This is a genomic window from Pseudomonas sp. 06C 126 (assembly GCF_001855215.1).
GTDB lineage: Bacteria > Pseudomonadota > Gammaproteobacteria > Pseudomonadales > Pseudomonadaceae > Aquipseudomonas > Aquipseudomonas proteolytica.
In genome coordinates this window covers 49579-63779 of the sequence record NZ_MIFU01000077.1, presented here as the reverse complement: position 1 = coordinate 63779, position 14201 = coordinate 49579, and the positions used below count along the sequence as shown (strand labels likewise).

10 protein-coding genes are annotated in these 14201 nt (G+C 62.4%); 6 read left to right on the top strand and 4 right to left on the bottom strand.

Features of this window, described 5'->3' with window-relative positions; all coding sequences use genetic code 11:
- Positions 1–95: 95 nt before the first annotated feature.
- Complete coding sequence (locus BHC62_RS10930; protein WP_070995030.1) at positions 96–2168, top strand: TonB-dependent siderophore receptor; 2073 nt, start codon at positions 96–98, stop codon at positions 2166–2168.
- A 122-nt stretch (positions 2169–2290) separates the two neighbouring features.
- Here BHC62_RS10930 and BHC62_RS10925 read toward each other — a convergent pair whose 3' ends face one another.
- The 4 genes from BHC62_RS10925 to BHC62_RS10910 form a co-directional block, all read right to left on the bottom strand.
- Complete coding sequence (locus BHC62_RS10925) at positions 2291–2503, bottom strand: hypothetical protein (protein ID WP_029299831.1); 213 nt, start codon at positions 2501–2503, stop codon at positions 2291–2293.
- A gap of 243 nt (positions 2504–2746) precedes the next feature.
- Positions 2747–3853, bottom strand: coding sequence for an agmatine deiminase (gene aguA, locus BHC62_RS10920; RefSeq protein ID WP_070995029.1), 1107 nt, complete (start codon positions 3851–3853; stop codon positions 2747–2749).
- Between the two features lie 5 nt (positions 3854–3858).
- Complete coding sequence (gene aguB, locus BHC62_RS10915) at positions 3859–4737, bottom strand: N-carbamoylputrescine amidase (protein WP_029299828.1); 879 nt, start codon at positions 4735–4737, stop codon at positions 3859–3861.
- Positions 4738–5024: 287 nt separating this feature from the next.
- The gene (locus tag BHC62_RS10910; RefSeq protein WP_070995028.1) at positions 5025–7928 is read right to left on the bottom strand and encodes an aminotransferase; all 2904 of its coding nucleotides are present in this window, start codon (positions 7926–7928) and stop codon (positions 5025–5027) included.
- Positions 7929–8124: 196 nt separating this feature from the next.
- Here BHC62_RS10910 and rfbB point away from each other — a divergent pair, with 196 nt between their 5' ends.
- From rfbB to BHC62_RS10885, 5 genes are read left to right on the top strand one after another with little or no spacing between them, the layout of a single operon-like run.
- Positions 8125–9207 carry a dTDP-glucose 4,6-dehydratase gene (rfbB, locus tag BHC62_RS10905; RefSeq protein WP_070995027.1) on the top strand — a complete coding sequence of 361 codons (1083 nt, stop codon included), beginning with the start codon at positions 8125–8127 and terminating at the stop codon, positions 9205–9207.
- The gene (gene rfbA, locus BHC62_RS10900; protein ID WP_070995026.1) at positions 9204–10079 is read left to right on the top strand and encodes a glucose-1-phosphate thymidylyltransferase RfbA; all 876 of its coding nucleotides are present in this window, start codon (positions 9204–9206) and stop codon (positions 10077–10079) included. The genes rfbB and rfbA overlap by 4 nt, the downstream gene beginning before the upstream one ends.
- Positions 10076–10966 carry a dTDP-4-dehydrorhamnose reductase gene (rfbD, locus tag BHC62_RS10895; protein ID WP_070995025.1) on the top strand — a complete coding sequence of 297 codons (891 nt, stop codon included), beginning with the start codon at positions 10076–10078 and terminating at the stop codon, positions 10964–10966. The genes rfbA and rfbD overlap by 4 nt, the downstream gene beginning before the upstream one ends.
- Before the next feature lie 35 nt (positions 10967–11001).
- Positions 11002–12810 carry an ATP-binding protein gene (locus BHC62_RS10890; protein ID WP_070995049.1) on the top strand — a complete coding sequence of 603 codons (1809 nt, stop codon included), beginning with the start codon at positions 11002–11004 and terminating at the stop codon, positions 12808–12810.
- Positions 12807–14189 carry a sigma-54 dependent transcriptional regulator gene (locus BHC62_RS10885; protein WP_070995024.1) on the top strand — a complete coding sequence of 461 codons (1383 nt, stop codon included), beginning with the start codon at positions 12807–12809 and terminating at the stop codon, positions 14187–14189. The genes BHC62_RS10890 and BHC62_RS10885 overlap by 4 nt, the downstream gene beginning before the upstream one ends.
- Positions 14190–14201 lie beyond the last annotated feature (12 nt).

Sequence of the window (14201 nt, the reverse complement as noted above, 5' to 3'; positions counted from 1 at the left end):
CCCGAGCGGGCAGCGCAAGAATAAATCACGCGCGCAAATAGCAAGCATTATCATTCGCGCGTTATTTTCCCTCCCTCTTACGGATGCGCCCCTAGATGCCTGCCCCACGCCTGACGCCCATGACCCTTGGGCTTTCTGCACTGCTGTGCGCCGGATTTGCCTGCGCCGCAACCACACTGCCCGCCACCTCGATCAGCGCCGAAGCGGACGAGGACGACCCTCGCGTCAAAGACTCCAACACCGCCACGCGTACCAATACGCCGGTACGCTACGTGCCCCAGGCGATTGATTCGGTAAAGACCGAGAACCTGCGCGCCTACGGCACCAACGACCTGGGCCAGGCCTTGAGCGGTATACCCAACGTCAGCAGCGGCGCCGATACGCGCTTCGACAGTTTGCGCATCCGCGGCTTCGAGGCCAGCAGCGACTTCTACCTCGATGGCATCCGTGACGACAGCCAGTACGTGCGCGACCTGCACAATATCGAGCGCATCGACGTGCTCAAGGGCCCCGCCGCAGTGTTGTACGGGCGTGGCGGCCAGGGTGGGATCGTCAACCGCGTCAGCAAGCTGCCCCAGGCCGGGCGTGCTTCCAGTATCGAGGCCCAGGGCGGCACCAACGGGTTGCGCAGCCTGTACACCGACTTGAGCGCCGACCCTAGCGAGAACATCAGCCTGCGCCTGAACATGGGTAACGAGGACACCGACAGTTTCCGCGACGATATCAGCGGCAACCGCAAACTGTTCGCGCCGTCGATAAGCTGGCAACTGACCCCGCAACTGAACTGGCTGGTGCAATACGAATACAGCCGCTACGACCGCACCCCGGACCGTGGCATCCCTGGCGTGCGTGGACGCCCGGCCGATGTGAGCCGCGACACCACCTACGGCGACCCGCGCGACTACATCGACGACACCACCCAATCCCTGCGCTCCAAGCTCGCCTATGAACTCAACGACAGTTGGCAACTGCGCCACACCCTGGGCGTGTTCAAGCTCGACAGTGACTTCGACAACACCTACCTGACCGGCTACGACCCCAAGACCAACACCGTCGGGCGCCAGCGCTGGCAGCAGGACCTGAGGACGCGCAACATATTCAATAACGTCGAGCTCGAAGGCGGCTTCAACACCTTTGGCCTGGAGCATCGCCTGCTGAGCGGTGTGGAATTGGGCAGCCAGCGCCGTGATCCGAAGCTGTACAGCGCGGTAACGGCAACAGTGCCCGGCCTTGATCTGAACCACCCCAACCGGCACCTGAGCCATACCGGGCCGATGAGGATCTCCAGCAACAACCACACCGAAGTCGAAAGCCAGGGGCTGTATGTGCAGGACCAACTGCGCCTGAACGATCAGTGGCAAGTCCTCGCCGGTTTGCGCTACGACCGTTTTGAAGTAGAAACCACCAATAAGATCACCCATATCCGGCAACCCGTCGACAGCCACAACACCAGCCCACGGCTGGGCGTGGTGTGGACGCCGGTGGAGAACCATTCGTTCTACGCGTCGTGGAGCAAGACGTTTTCCCCCACCGGCGGCGGCCTGATCGGCATCACCCCGAAAGCGCCGGGCAATGCCAACGACCTGAGCCCCGAGCTGACCAAGCAAAAAGAAATCGGGGTCAAGAGCGACTGGCTCGACGACCGCCTGAGCACCACCCTCGCCGTGTATGAACTGGAACTGTACAACCGCCGCACCCGTGACCCGGAGAACCCGCTGATCACCCTGCTCAGCGGCATGCAACGCTCCCGCGGTATCGAGCTGACCACCACCGGCAAAATCGTCGGCAACTGGTATGTGCGCGGCGGCGTCGGCGTACAGGACGCCAAGGTGGTGAAAGACAACAACGGCTTTGAAGGCAAGCGCATCAGCGACGTGGCCAAGCGCAACGCCAGCCTGTTCGTGACCTGGAAACCCGAGATGGGCTGGTACGCCGAAACCGGCCTGACCCTGGTGGGCGATCGTTATGCCGATAACGCCAATACCGTGATGCTGCCCGGCTATGGCCGCTGGGACGCCCTGGCGGGCTTCCGGCACAAGGAATGGGATGTGAAGGCGGCGCTGAACAACATCAGCGACAAGACGTACTACGCGTCGGCGACCAGCGCCAACCAGATCCAGTTTGGCGACCCGCGTAGCCTAGTGGTGACGGGGACGTACAACTTCTAACCCACATGCAGTTCCTGTGGGAGCGGGCTTGCCCGCGATAGCGGTGTATCAGTCACATATGCATCAACTGACACACTGCTATCGCGGGCAAGCCCTCTCCCACATTTGGATATCAGCGTCCGTCAGTCCTGGATCAAGTCGCACAGCACCTGCACTTCATCCTCGCTGAACAATCCCACCGGGTAACGCTCACTCATCACCCTGCGCGAATCAGCCTGCCTGATCCGGCGCGAGCCGTTTGCCTTCAACCAGAGTGCCAGCGCGTGAATCGCGTCGCCCCGCACTGCCAGGGGATGGGACGCGCGTTTATAGACCAGGTTGATATCGGCGTTCATTTCAGCGCTCTCTCCTACTGCTTGAGCGGCTAACTTACTCAAGGTTTATGACAGAACTGCGCAGTCACAAACCCCGATCACTGTCACAGCGTCGATACAAGAGCTGTGCCAATAAGCCCGGTTTATCTGGCGCCAGGCATAAAAAAGCCCACGACCCTCACGGGCCATGGGCTTGCTGTTACTGCTCGGTGCAACTAGCGGCGATCAGTCGCCGTACGGCGAAATTGCCTGTTACAACTGCACTCAGTTTTTGTGCGGTGCGGGCTGTTGCTGGGTCAGGCAGTGGATATTGCCGCCACCCAGTAACAGTTCACGGCCGGGCACCATCACCACTTCATGTTGCGGGAACAGCCCCTGGAGGATTTCCTGGGCACGGCTGTCCAGCGGATCATCAAAACTCGGCGCAATAATGCCGCCGTTGACGATCAGGAAGTTGACGTAGGAACCGGCCAAGCGCACGGTCGGATTACGCTCCTGGGAACCGTCCACCGGGTCGACCCCGGCGCATTCTTCCTCAGTGGCGTACAGCGGCCCCGGGATCGGCATTTTATGCACAATAAATGCGCGGCCCTTGGCGTCAGTGCTGTTTTGCAGCACGTCCATGGCAGCATGGCAGCGCGCATAGTTCGGGTCTTGCGGGTCGTCAGTCCAGGCCAGCAGCACTTCACCCGGGCGCACGTAGCAGCAGAAGTTATCCACATGGCCGTCGGTTTCGTCGTTGAACAGACCGTCGGGCAACCAGATGATTTTATCCACCGCCAGGTTGGCGCTGAGGACCGCTTCGATTTCTTCACGGCCCAGATGCGGGTTGCGATTGCGGTTGAGCAGGCATTCCTCGGTGGTGATCAGCGTGCCTTCGCCATCGACGTGAATCGACCCGCCTTCGAGCACAAACCCCTCAGTGCGATAACGCGGGCTGCGCTCGATCTCCAGGATCTTGCCGCCCACCTGGGAGTCGCGGTTCCACGGCGCATACAAGCCACCGTCAAACCCGCCCCAGGCATTGAAGTCCCAATTCACGCCACGGACTTCACCCTGGTCATTGATCACGAAGGTCGGCCCGCTGTCGCGTACCCACGCGTCGTCGCTGGACATCTCCACCACGCGAATATTCGGCACATCCAGGCGCGCCCGGGCGTTTTCGTACTGGGCGGCCGAAACCGCGACCGTCACCGGCTCAAAGCGCGCAATGGCCTTGGCCACCGCCACATGGGCCGCCTGTGCCGGTTTGCCGCCCAGGCGCCAGTTGTCCGGGCGCTCGGGCCAGATCATCCAGGCCTGGGTCTGGGGTGCCCACTCGGCTGGCATATAGAAGCCGTCAGCGCGAGGCGTGCTGTGCAAAGTGGTCATGGCGATCAGGACTCCAGGGAACCGTCGAGGGTCTTGAGCGCGCCGTACAGGTTCGGCCGGCGATCACGGAACGAGCCCCACGCGCTGCGGATGTGCTCCAGTTCATCGAGGTCAAAGCTGTGCACCAGGATGCCTTCTTCGGTTTCGTTGAGTTCTTCGACCTTCTCACCGAACTGGTTGGCAATGAACGACGAGCCGTAGAAGGTAATGTCGTAGCCGTCCTGCTCTTCGTTGCCGATGCGGTTGCTGGCGATCAGCGGCATCAGGTTGGCACCGGCATGGCCTTGTTGCACACGCTGCCAGTGGTCGCGCGAGGAGATGGTCTTGTCGTGCGGCTCGCTGCCGATGGCGGTCGGGTAGAACAGGATTTCCGCGCCTTGCAATGCCATGCTGCGGGCGCATTCCGGGAACCACTGGTCCCAGCAGATGCCCACGCCGATTTTTGCGTAGCGGGTGTTCCACACTTTGAAGCCGGTATCGCCCGGGTTGAAGTAGTACTTTTCGTGGTAGCCAGGGCCATCCGGGATGTGGCTTTTACGATAAATCCCGAGGTTGGAGCCGTCGGCATCGATGATCGCGATGCTGTTGAAACGCGCACGGCCGGCCAGCTCGAAAAAGCTGATCGGCAGGACGACTTGCAGTTCCTTGGCGATTTTCTGGAAGTGCTTGATGGCCACGTTTTCTGCAACCGGGGTTGCCAGTTGCAGATAGTCCGGGTTTGGCTTCTGGCAGAAGTAAGGGCTTTCGAACAGTTCCTGGATCAGGATGATCTGCGCGCCTTTGGCGGCGGCCTCACGGACCAGCTTCTCAGCGGTCTCGATATTGGCTTCGAGGTCCCAGGAACAAGCCATCTGGGTAGCGGCGACGGTAACGATACGGCTCATGAATCATCTCCTGGGCGGTGGTCAGCGGCCAGGATAACCGGGGCCGATGACAGAAAGGGGAATGCTGGGCGACTTTATAGCGGATAAAAATCGGCTTTTAAAGCTTGCAGATCTCCATCCATCGAAAAAAAGCAAAATATTCCCGATAACAATCGGCTTTTAAAATGGAAACCCAACCACCTGTGGGAGCGGGCTTGCCCGCGATAGCGGTGTATCAGTCAACCCATGTATCGACTGACACTCTGCCATCGCGGGCAAGCCCGCACACATTCAATTTATTGAAGGGGTTACAACCCTTCATCCAGCACCTTCGACAACATGTCGACAAAGAAATCCACACTGCGTTTAGACGTGACCATCGGCGGCTTGATCTTGAGGATATTCAGATAGTCCCCGGTCGGTTGCATGAAAATCCCCAGTTCACGTAGACGATCGCACAACCGCGCGGTCTCCTCGGTGGCCGGTTCCAGCGTCTGCCGATCCCGCACCAACTCCAACCCCAGATAGAAGCCCGAGCCATGCACCGCTCCCACCAGGGGATGACGCTCGATCAACGCTTGCAGCCGCGCCTTGAAATGCGCGCCGACCACCTGGGCGTTTTCCCAGAGTTTTTCTTGCTCCATCACATCCAGCACCGCCAGGCCAATCCGGCAACTGACCGGGCTGCCGCCTGAGGACGAGAAGAAATACCCTTCGGCCTCCAGCGCTTCGGCGATTTCCCGGCGGGTAATCACCGCGCCCAGGGGCTGGCCGTTGCCCATGCCCTTGGCCATGGTGATGATGTCCGGCACCACGCCCTGCTCTTCAAAACCCCAGAAGAAATGGCCCATGCGTCCGTAGCCGACCTGCACTTCATCGGCAATACACACCCCACCCTGGGCGCGGACGAGGGCGTACACCTGCTGCAGGTAGCCCGGCGGCAAGGAAATACCGCCGGCATTGCCATACACCGGCTCGCAGATAAAACCCGCCAGTTGGCGCTGGCTGGCCGCGATCTTCGCCAGGTTGTGCTCGACGCTGCGCACATAATCCGGCGCACTGTGCGGGCCACGGAATTGGCCACGATAGGTATTGGGCGCGGTCACCGGATGCACCCAGTCTGGCCGGCTGCTCAAGGCCTGGGGGTTGTCGGCAATCGAAGTGGACACCGCATCGGCCGCCACCGACCACCCGTGATAAGCCTCCAGCACGCTGAGCATGTCGCGCCCGCCGCTGTAGGCCCAGGCCAGGCGGATCGCCAGGTCGTTGGCTTCGGTGCCACTGTTGACCAGGAACACCCGGTCCATGCAATCCGGGGCCAGCGCCAACAGCCGCTCGGAAAACTCGGCAATCGCGGCGTAATGAAAACGCGAGTTGGTGTTGAGCAACGACCACTGCCGCGCCGCCACCTGTGCCATGCGCGGATGGCCGTGGCCCAGCACCGCGACATTGTTTAGCATGTCCAGATACGAACGGCCCTGCATGTCGATCAGATGGTTGCGCCAACCGCGTTCGATGCGCGGTGGGTCAACGTAATAGTGCTTCTGCGAGCGCGCAAAGCTGGCATCGCGCCGGGCCAGCAAGGCGTGTGGATCCAGCTCCGGCTCGGCGTCGCAGGCAAGACCCAGCAACGTCGCAGGGGACGGGCACAACGCCTGCCATGCCGCAGCGCGCGATGGCGTGCAGAACAACGGTGGCTCAAGGTCGACGCGGCACAGTTGCACCGCCAATAGCCCGCCAGCCTCACCCAGGACCTGGCCCTTGAGCACCGCGGCACCGGCTTGCAACGTAGGTTCAACCCCCCACAGCCATATATTCAGTTGCGCACTGTGCAGACACAGGCCGCCATCGGCCGTGCGCCGCAGGGTGCCGGCAAACGGCGCTTGTACGACCGTACCCGCAGGCGCATGCAGTTCCACATGCAGCGCAAGGGTATCGGGTTCGACCGCGCAATCGGGGCGTGTGCGGGACAGGCGATATTGGCCATAGCGGCTGGCCGCCAAGCCATGGGCCGCCGCCGCTTGCTGCAATAGTTGCTGATCGATGCCAGGGGCTTCCCAATTACCTGCTTCAAAATGCGGGCTGAGCACGCCCAGGTCGACCAGCGCGAACTCGCGTCCCACCAGGCCCGGCAGCAGCGGGGCAAAGTCTTCGCTGGCCGTGAACGACGGGGTAGCACCGACGCAAGCCAGGATCGCCGACTCCATCAACTCAAATGGCACCGAGGTGGCTACCTGGAAGATTTCCCACTCGTGCTCGGCATTCTTCAACAGGTAGGTGTTATCCGGGTCCAGGCGCTGCTGCTGTTCACTGCTCAACACCAACACCGCCGCGCGGGCCACGATCAGCGGCCACAGCGCCTGCAATTCTTGCGGCTGCAGGGGCGTCAGGGCGTGACAGGCCTGGATCGCCGGCAGGATCGCGAACGGGTCGCCCTCGGCGTGGTGCAGTAACGCGGCGCAGGTCACCGACAGATCGGCAATCCGCCAGGTGTGCACCAGGTCGCCGAAATCGATGACCCCCTGCACCTGCCAATGCCGCTGGGCATCGCGCTGCCAGACCACATTGTCGTCGGTGATATCCATATGCACGGCTTGCCAGGGCAATTGATCGGCCAGGGGCCGGATGCGCTGCTCGACCTGTGCGGCGACCCGTTCCAGGGCCGCGCGGTGCGGCAGGTTGTCGAGTGTCGACAACAAATGGCTGATCAACTCCCCGGCATGGCGCGGGTCCCACTGCAGCGTGCGCGCAAGGCCCGCATGGGTGAAGCCGGCCAACGCCTGGCTCATCTGCCCGCACAGCCGGCCAAAACCTTCGATCACCTCACGGCCCAGGTGCGGCAGGTGGGTCAGCGGCTGGCCTTCGATATAGTCCAGCAAACGCACATGCAGGGTTTGCCCGGCGACCGTCACGGTCAGCAGTTGCTCGCCGTCGAGGGCCCTGATGACCTCTGGCACCCGCACCTCGGATTGCAAGTGCGCCAGGGCCGCATGCTGGGCGTGCAGCTCCATGGCGGCATACTCGCCACGGCAGATTTTCAGGACGAAGCGGCCACGGTCACTGTCGACGCGGTAATTGAGGTCTTGCTGGCTGCCCAGGGACTGCAGCGTGCCACTGAGGCCGTAATGCTGCTCCAGCAACTGCAAAGCCTGCTGCGGCCCGACCTGCGGGCACGGCAAACTGGCGCGGTGGATCAATGTATCGAGCAACATGTGACGGCCCCTGGTTTTTTGTCCGGCGCTTATATCGCCATTGTTGATAGGTTTGATGCAACCCTAACCCATTGTGATTGTCTTCTTTGAGCACGCAAGCCGGGCCAATCTGACCACCGCCTCTTGCACCGCCCATGGCAAGCCCGCAAGCTATGCCCCATTCGCTCAATTTCCGTCTAAGGAAAGGCCTCTCGACATGCGTATTCTTGTTACCGGTGGTGCCGGTTTTATCGGTTCAGCACTGATCCGCCATTTGATTCAAAACACTGAACATGAAGTTCTCAACCTCGACAAACTGACCTACGCCGGCAATCTTGAGTCGCTGACCAGCATTGCGAGCAATACCCGCTATGAATTCGTCCAGGCCGATATCATCGACCAGGCCACCGTCAGCGCAGTGCTGGCACGCTTTCAGCCTCAGGCCATCATGCACCTGGCAGCCGAGTCCCATGTCGACCGCTCCATCGACGGCCCGTCGGACTTTATCCAGACCAACATCGTCGGCACCTACAGCCTGCTGGAAGCCACTCGCGCCTACTGGCAACAGTTGGCAGAGCCGGCCAAGAGCGCCTTCCGCTTCCATCACATCTCCACCGACGAAGTGTATGGCGACCTGCATGGCGTGGATGATCTGTTCACCGAAACCACGCCTTACGCGCCAAGCTCGCCCTACTCCGCGAGCAAGGCAGCGTCCGACCACCTGGTCCGCGCCTGGCAGCGCACTTACGGCTTGCCAGTGCTGCTGACCAACTGTTCGAACAACTACGGGCCGTTCCACTTCCCCGAGAAGCTGATCCCGCTGGTGATCCTCAATGCCTTGGCGGGCAAGGCTCTGCCGGTGTACGGCGACGGCCTGCAAGTACGCGATTGGTTGTTTGTCGAAGACCACGCCCGGGCGCTGCTCAAAGTGGTCACCGAAGGTGTGGTGGGCGAGACCTACAATATCGGCGGGCACAACGAGCAGAAGAATATCGACGTAGTCCGTGGCATCTGTGCACTGCTCGAAGAGCTGGCGCCCCAGCGCCCGGCCGGCGTTGCCCAGTTCACCGACCTGATCACCTTCGTCAAGGATCGCCCCGGCCACGACCAGCGCTACGCCATCGATGCCAGCAAGATCGAGCGCGAATTGGGCTGGGTTCCTGAAGAAACCTTCGAAACCGGCCTGCGCAAGACCGTGCAGTGGTACTTGGATAACCTGGAGTGGTGCCGTCGGGTCCAGGACGGCAGTTATCAGGGCGAACGCCTCGGCAGCACCGACGCGAAGGACTTGATTGCATGATGAAGGGAATCGTACTGGCCGGCGGCTCCGGGACGCGTCTGCACCCCATTACCCTGGGGGTTTCCAAGCAGTTGCTGCCGGTGTACGACAAACCGATGATCTACTACCCGATTTCCGTGCTGATGTTGGCCGGAATCAAAGAGATCCTCGTGATTTCCACGCCGGTGGACTTGCCGCAGTACCGCAATCTGCTGGGCGATGGCAGCCAGTTCGGCGTGCAGATCAGCTATGCGGAGCAACCCTCTCCCGATGGGTTGGCGCAAGCCTTCCTGATCGGGGAAGAATTCATCGGGAATGATCCGGTATGCCTGATCCTGGGCGACAACATCTTCCACGGCCAGCACTTCGGCGAACAACTGCGCACCGCTGCCAAGCGTCCATCCGGCGCTACGGTATTCGGCTACTGGGTCAAAGATCCGGAGCGTTTCGGCGTGATTGATTTCGACGGTGAAGGCCGCGCGCTTTGTATCGAAGAAAAACCTGCCAAGCCGAAGTCCAGCTATGCTGTGACCGGCCTGTACTTCTATGACAACGATGTGGTCAAGATCGCCAAGGCCGTCCAGCCATCGCCACGCGGCGAACTGGAGATCACTGACGTCAACAATGCCTACCTCAAGCGTGGCGATCTGCATGTCGAGCGTTTCGGGCGTGGGTTCGCCTGGCTCGATACCGGCACCCATGACAGCCTCCTGGAAGCCTCGATCTATGTTCAGACCATCGAGCATCGCCAGGGCCTGAAAGTGGCTTGCCTGGAAGAAATCGCCTACGAGAACGGCTGGATCGACCGCGACCACCTGCTCGAACGGGCCAAATACTTCGGCAAAACTGGTTATGGCCAGTACCTGTTCACCCTCGCCGGGGAAACCAAATGAATGTGAACGGTACACCCTTGAAAATCCTCATCACCGGCCAACACGGCCAGGTTTCCCGCGAACTGCAACAGCGGCTGCAGGGCCTGGGCGAACTGGTGGTGCTCGGTCGCGACCAGCTCGACCTGGCCAACCCCGAACAGATCCGCCAACAGGTCCGTAGCCATCGTCCCGGGCTGATCATCAACGCGGCGGCGCATACCGCTGTCGACCAGGCCGAGAACGAGCCCGACATCGCCTTCGCGATCAATGCCACCGCGCCCGGTGTCCTGGCCGAAGAAGCCAAGGCCCTGGGCATCCCGCTGATCCACTACTCCACCGACTACGTGTTCGACGGCAGCAAGCCTGCGCCCTACACCGAAGACGATGTGCCCAACCCGCTGGGCGTCTACGGCGCGAGTAAACTGGCGGGCGAACAGGCCATCGCGGCAGTGGGTGGTCAGTACCTGATCCTGCGCACCAGTTGGGTGTATTCGAGCCATGGCAAGAATTTCCTGCTGACCATGCAGCGCCTGCTCCAGGAAAAACCCCACATGCGCATCGTCGCCGACCAGATCGGCGCACCGACCTGGGCCGGGACCATCGCCGACAGCACCCGCGCACTGATCGAGCGCTGGCAGGCTGGCCAAGCCGGCGAGTGGGGCGTGTATCACCTGACGGCCCAGGGCGAGACCTCGTGGTTCGGCTTTGCCCAGGCCATCGGCGAGCAATTGCTGGCCGAAGGCAAGGCCTGCGCCGCGCTTGAAGGGATTCCTGCCAGCGAGTACCCAACGCCCGCCAAGCGCCCGTTGAACTCGCGCCTCGATTGCAGCCGCCTGCAACAACAATGGCAAGTTAGCCAACCGCAGTGGCGCGAAGCATTGCGCGAGTGTCTTGCACAGCAGCACTAGGCATAATGCGCCTGTACCCACAGGCGCAGACTTACATGACTCCACCCCTTCCACGCAGACCCCGCTGGCGCAGCCTGGCCTTGCTGGCATTGTGCCTGGCGCCACTGCTGTGGCCGTTGGAGCATCTGGCCGAGCGTTACTACCGCAGCGAGCTGGCCGGGCAGAACCGCCAGACCCTCGACCTGTACGTCGCCAACCTGCTGGGCACCCTGCACCGCTACGAAGTGTTGCCACAGATCCTCGGCGACCTGCCGGCCCTGCGCACCGCCCTGGCAGCGCCCCAGGTCAGCACCAACCTGGTGGCCGCCAACCAATTGCTCAAGCAGGTGGCGGCCCAGGCGGGCGTGGAAGTGATGTACCTGATGGACACCCGCGGCAAGACCCTGGCCGCCTCGAACTGGGACAAACAGGACAGCTTCGTCGGCCGCAACTTTTCCTTTCGGCCTTATTTCAGCGAAGCCATGGCCGGGCGCCTGGGCCGCTTCTTCGGCCTGGGGACCACGTCGGCCAAGCGCGGGTACTTCTTTGCCGCTGCGGTGCGAGAAGACGAACATGTGATCGGCGTGCTGGTGGTCAAGGTTGACCTGGACCACACCGAAAGCCTGTGGGGCCAGACCCCCGAACAACTGCTGGTGACTGACCACAACGGCGTGGTGATCCTGACCTCGCGCCCACAATGGCGTTTTCGCACCACCCGGCCACTGACCGAGGCCGAGCGCCAGGCCATCATCGCGATCCAGCCCTACCCGACCCGCGATCCGCAGCCCCTGAATTTCAGCTCCAGCGCCTGGCTGCGTCAATCCACCGAAATCGCCGAAACCGGCTGGAATGTGGAAATCCTTGCCCCCCGCACCCTGATCGACCGCCCCGTGCGCACGGTAGTCGCGGTCGGCGGCGCGACCTTGCTGGTGCTGATGCTGCTGCTCGGCCTGATGATGCAGCGCCGGCGTCATTACCTGGAACGCATCGCCTTTGAAGCCAAGGCCCGGCGCGAGCTGGAAATGCGCGTGGCTGAGCGGACCAGCGACCTCGAAGGCCTCAACCGCCGCCTACGCCAGGAAGTACTGGAGCGGGAAAATGCCCAGCAGGAGCTGGTACGCGCCCAGGATGACCTGGTGCAAGCCGGCAAACTGTCGGCGCTGGGTACCATGTCGGCGAGCATCAGCCATGAGCTCAACCAACCCCTGGCGGCCATCCGCAGTTACGCGGAAAACGCCGGGATTCTCCTCGACCACCAGCGCACCGATGACGCCCGGGGCAACCTCAAGTTGATCAGCGAACTGACCGGGCGCATGGCCTCGATCATCGCCCACTTGCGCGCCTTTGCCCGCCGCGACCGGCATGCCCCGGAAAGCGTGGCCCTGCAACCGGCCCTGGACGACGCGCTGGCGTTGCTGGCCAAGCGCCGGCGGGCCATGGAAGTGGAACTGATCCGCGATTTGCCAGAGGCATCCCTGTGGGTAGAAGCCGGGGAAACGCGCCTGCGCCAGGTACTGGGCAATCTGCTGGCCAACGCCCTGGACGCCCTGACCGAAAAGGGCCCGCCGCGCAAACTGTGGCTGAGTGCCGAATCCACCGATCAAGGCGTCAACCTGTACATCCGCGACAACGGGCCGGGGTTCTGCATGGAAGCCCTGGGGCGCGCCGGCGAGCCCTTCTACACCACCAAGACCCGCACCCAGGGCCTGGGGTTGGGCTTGGCCATCTGTGACACCCTGATGCGTGCCTTTGGTGGCGAACTGTTGTTTGCCAACCACAAGGAAGGCGGCGCACTGATAACCTTGAAACTGCGCGCCGGAGCACCTGGCGTCAGTCTGCAACCGTCCGAGGACCGCAGTGTATGAGTATCGATAACCAGATTCAGGTGGTGTTGATCGACGATGATCCACACCTGCGTCAGGCCCTGTGCCAGACCCTGGACCTGGCCGGGCTGAAGGTCCTGCCCCTTGGCGAAGCCACTGGCCTTACGGCGCAGCTGTCGCGCGACTGGCCGGGAGTGGTGGTCAGCGACATTCGCATGCCCGGCATGGATGGCCTGGAGCTGCTCGCCGAACTTCACGGCCAGGACCCGGAGCTGCCGGTGCTGCTGATCACCGGCCACGGCGATGTGCCACTGGCGGTGCAGGCGATGCGCGCCGGCGCCTATGACTTCCTCGAGAAACCCTTTGCCAGCGACGCCCTGCTCGACAGCGTACGCCGCGCCCTGGCCGTGCGCCGGCTGGTGCTGGACAACCGCAGCCTGCGCCTGGCCCTGAGTGATCGCCAGCAACTGAGCACCCGTTTGGTGGGCCAGTCGGCGCCGATGCTGCGCCTGCGCGAGCAGATTGGCGCGCTGGCGGCGACCCGCGCCGATGTGCTGATCCTCGGTGAAACCGGCGCCGGCAAGGAAGTGGTGGCACGCGCCCTGCACGACCTGTCGAACCGTCGCACCGGGCCCTTCGTTGCCATCAACGCCGGGGCGCTGGCCGAATCCGTGGTGGAAAGCGAACTGTTCGGCCATGAGCCGGGGGCGTTTACCGGGGCGCAGAAGCGGCGGATCGGCAAGTTCGAGTTTGCCAACGGCGGCACGTTGTTCCTTGATGAAATCGAGAGCATGAGCCTGGATGTGCAGGTCAAGTTGCTGCGCCTGTTGCAGGAACGTGTGGTCGAGCGCCTGGGGGGTAATCAGCAGATCCCGCTGGATATCCGCATCATCGCCGCCACCAAGGAAGACCTGCGCCAGTCCGCCGACCAGGGGCGCTTCCGTGCAGACTTGTACTACCGCCTGAACGTCGCGCCGTTGCGCATTCCGCCCCTGCGTGAGCGTGGCGAAGATGCCTTGATGCTGTTCCAGCACTTTGCCGACGAGGCCAGTAGCCGCCATGGCTTGCCGCTGCATGAATTGCAACCCGGCCAACGGGCAATGCTGTTGCGCCATAACTGGCCGGGCAACGTGCGGGAGCTGCAAAACGTCGCCGAACGCTTCGCCCTCGGCCTGGAACTGGCCCTGGACAGCACACCCGACGGCCCGGCGCCCGGCGTACCGATGTCTACCGGGGGCTTGAGCGAGCAAGTCGAGCACTTTGAAAAAGCCTTGATCGCCGCCGAACTCGGCCGCCCCCACAGCTCCGTGCGCAGCCTGGCCGAAGCCCTCGGGGTGCCACGCAAGACCTTGCATGACAAGCTGCGCAAACATGGGTTGAGCTTTGCCGACAGCGGCAACGCCCACGCCGATGACGAATGACCTTTCCCACCC

What these genes read in the sequence shown, in the direction of transcription:
- BHC62_RS10930 (WP_070995030.1), top strand. Translation starts at nt 96, where the DNA reads ATGCCTGCCCCACGCCTGACGCCCATGACCCTTGGGCTTTCTGCACTG.
- BHC62_RS10925 (WP_029299831.1), bottom strand. Translation starts at nt 2,503, where the DNA reads ATGAACGCCGATATCAACCTGGTCTATAAACGCGCGTCCCATCCCCTG.
- aguA (WP_070995029.1), bottom strand. Translation starts at nt 3,853, where the DNA reads ATGACCACTTTGCACAGCACGCCTCGCGCTGACGGCTTCTATATGCCA.
- aguB (WP_029299828.1), bottom strand. Translation starts at nt 4,737, where the DNA reads ATGAGCCGTATCGTTACCGTCGCCGCTACCCAGATGGCTTGTTCCTGG.
- BHC62_RS10910 (WP_070995028.1), bottom strand. Translation starts at nt 7,928, where the DNA reads ATGTTGCTCGATACATTGATCCACCGCGCCAGTTTGCCGTGCCCGCAG.
- rfbB (WP_070995027.1), top strand. Translation starts at nt 8,125, where the DNA reads ATGCGTATTCTTGTTACCGGTGGTGCCGGTTTTATCGGTTCAGCACTG.
- rfbA (WP_070995026.1), top strand. Translation starts at nt 9,204, where the DNA reads ATGATGAAGGGAATCGTACTGGCCGGCGGCTCCGGGACGCGTCTGCAC.
- rfbD (WP_070995025.1), top strand. Translation starts at nt 10,076, where the DNA reads ATGAATGTGAACGGTACACCCTTGAAAATCCTCATCACCGGCCAACAC.
- BHC62_RS10890 (WP_070995049.1), top strand. Translation starts at nt 11,002, where the DNA reads ATGACTCCACCCCTTCCACGCAGACCCCGCTGGCGCAGCCTGGCCTTG.
- BHC62_RS10885 (WP_070995024.1), top strand. Translation starts at nt 12,807, where the DNA reads ATGAGTATCGATAACCAGATTCAGGTGGTGTTGATCGACGATGATCCA.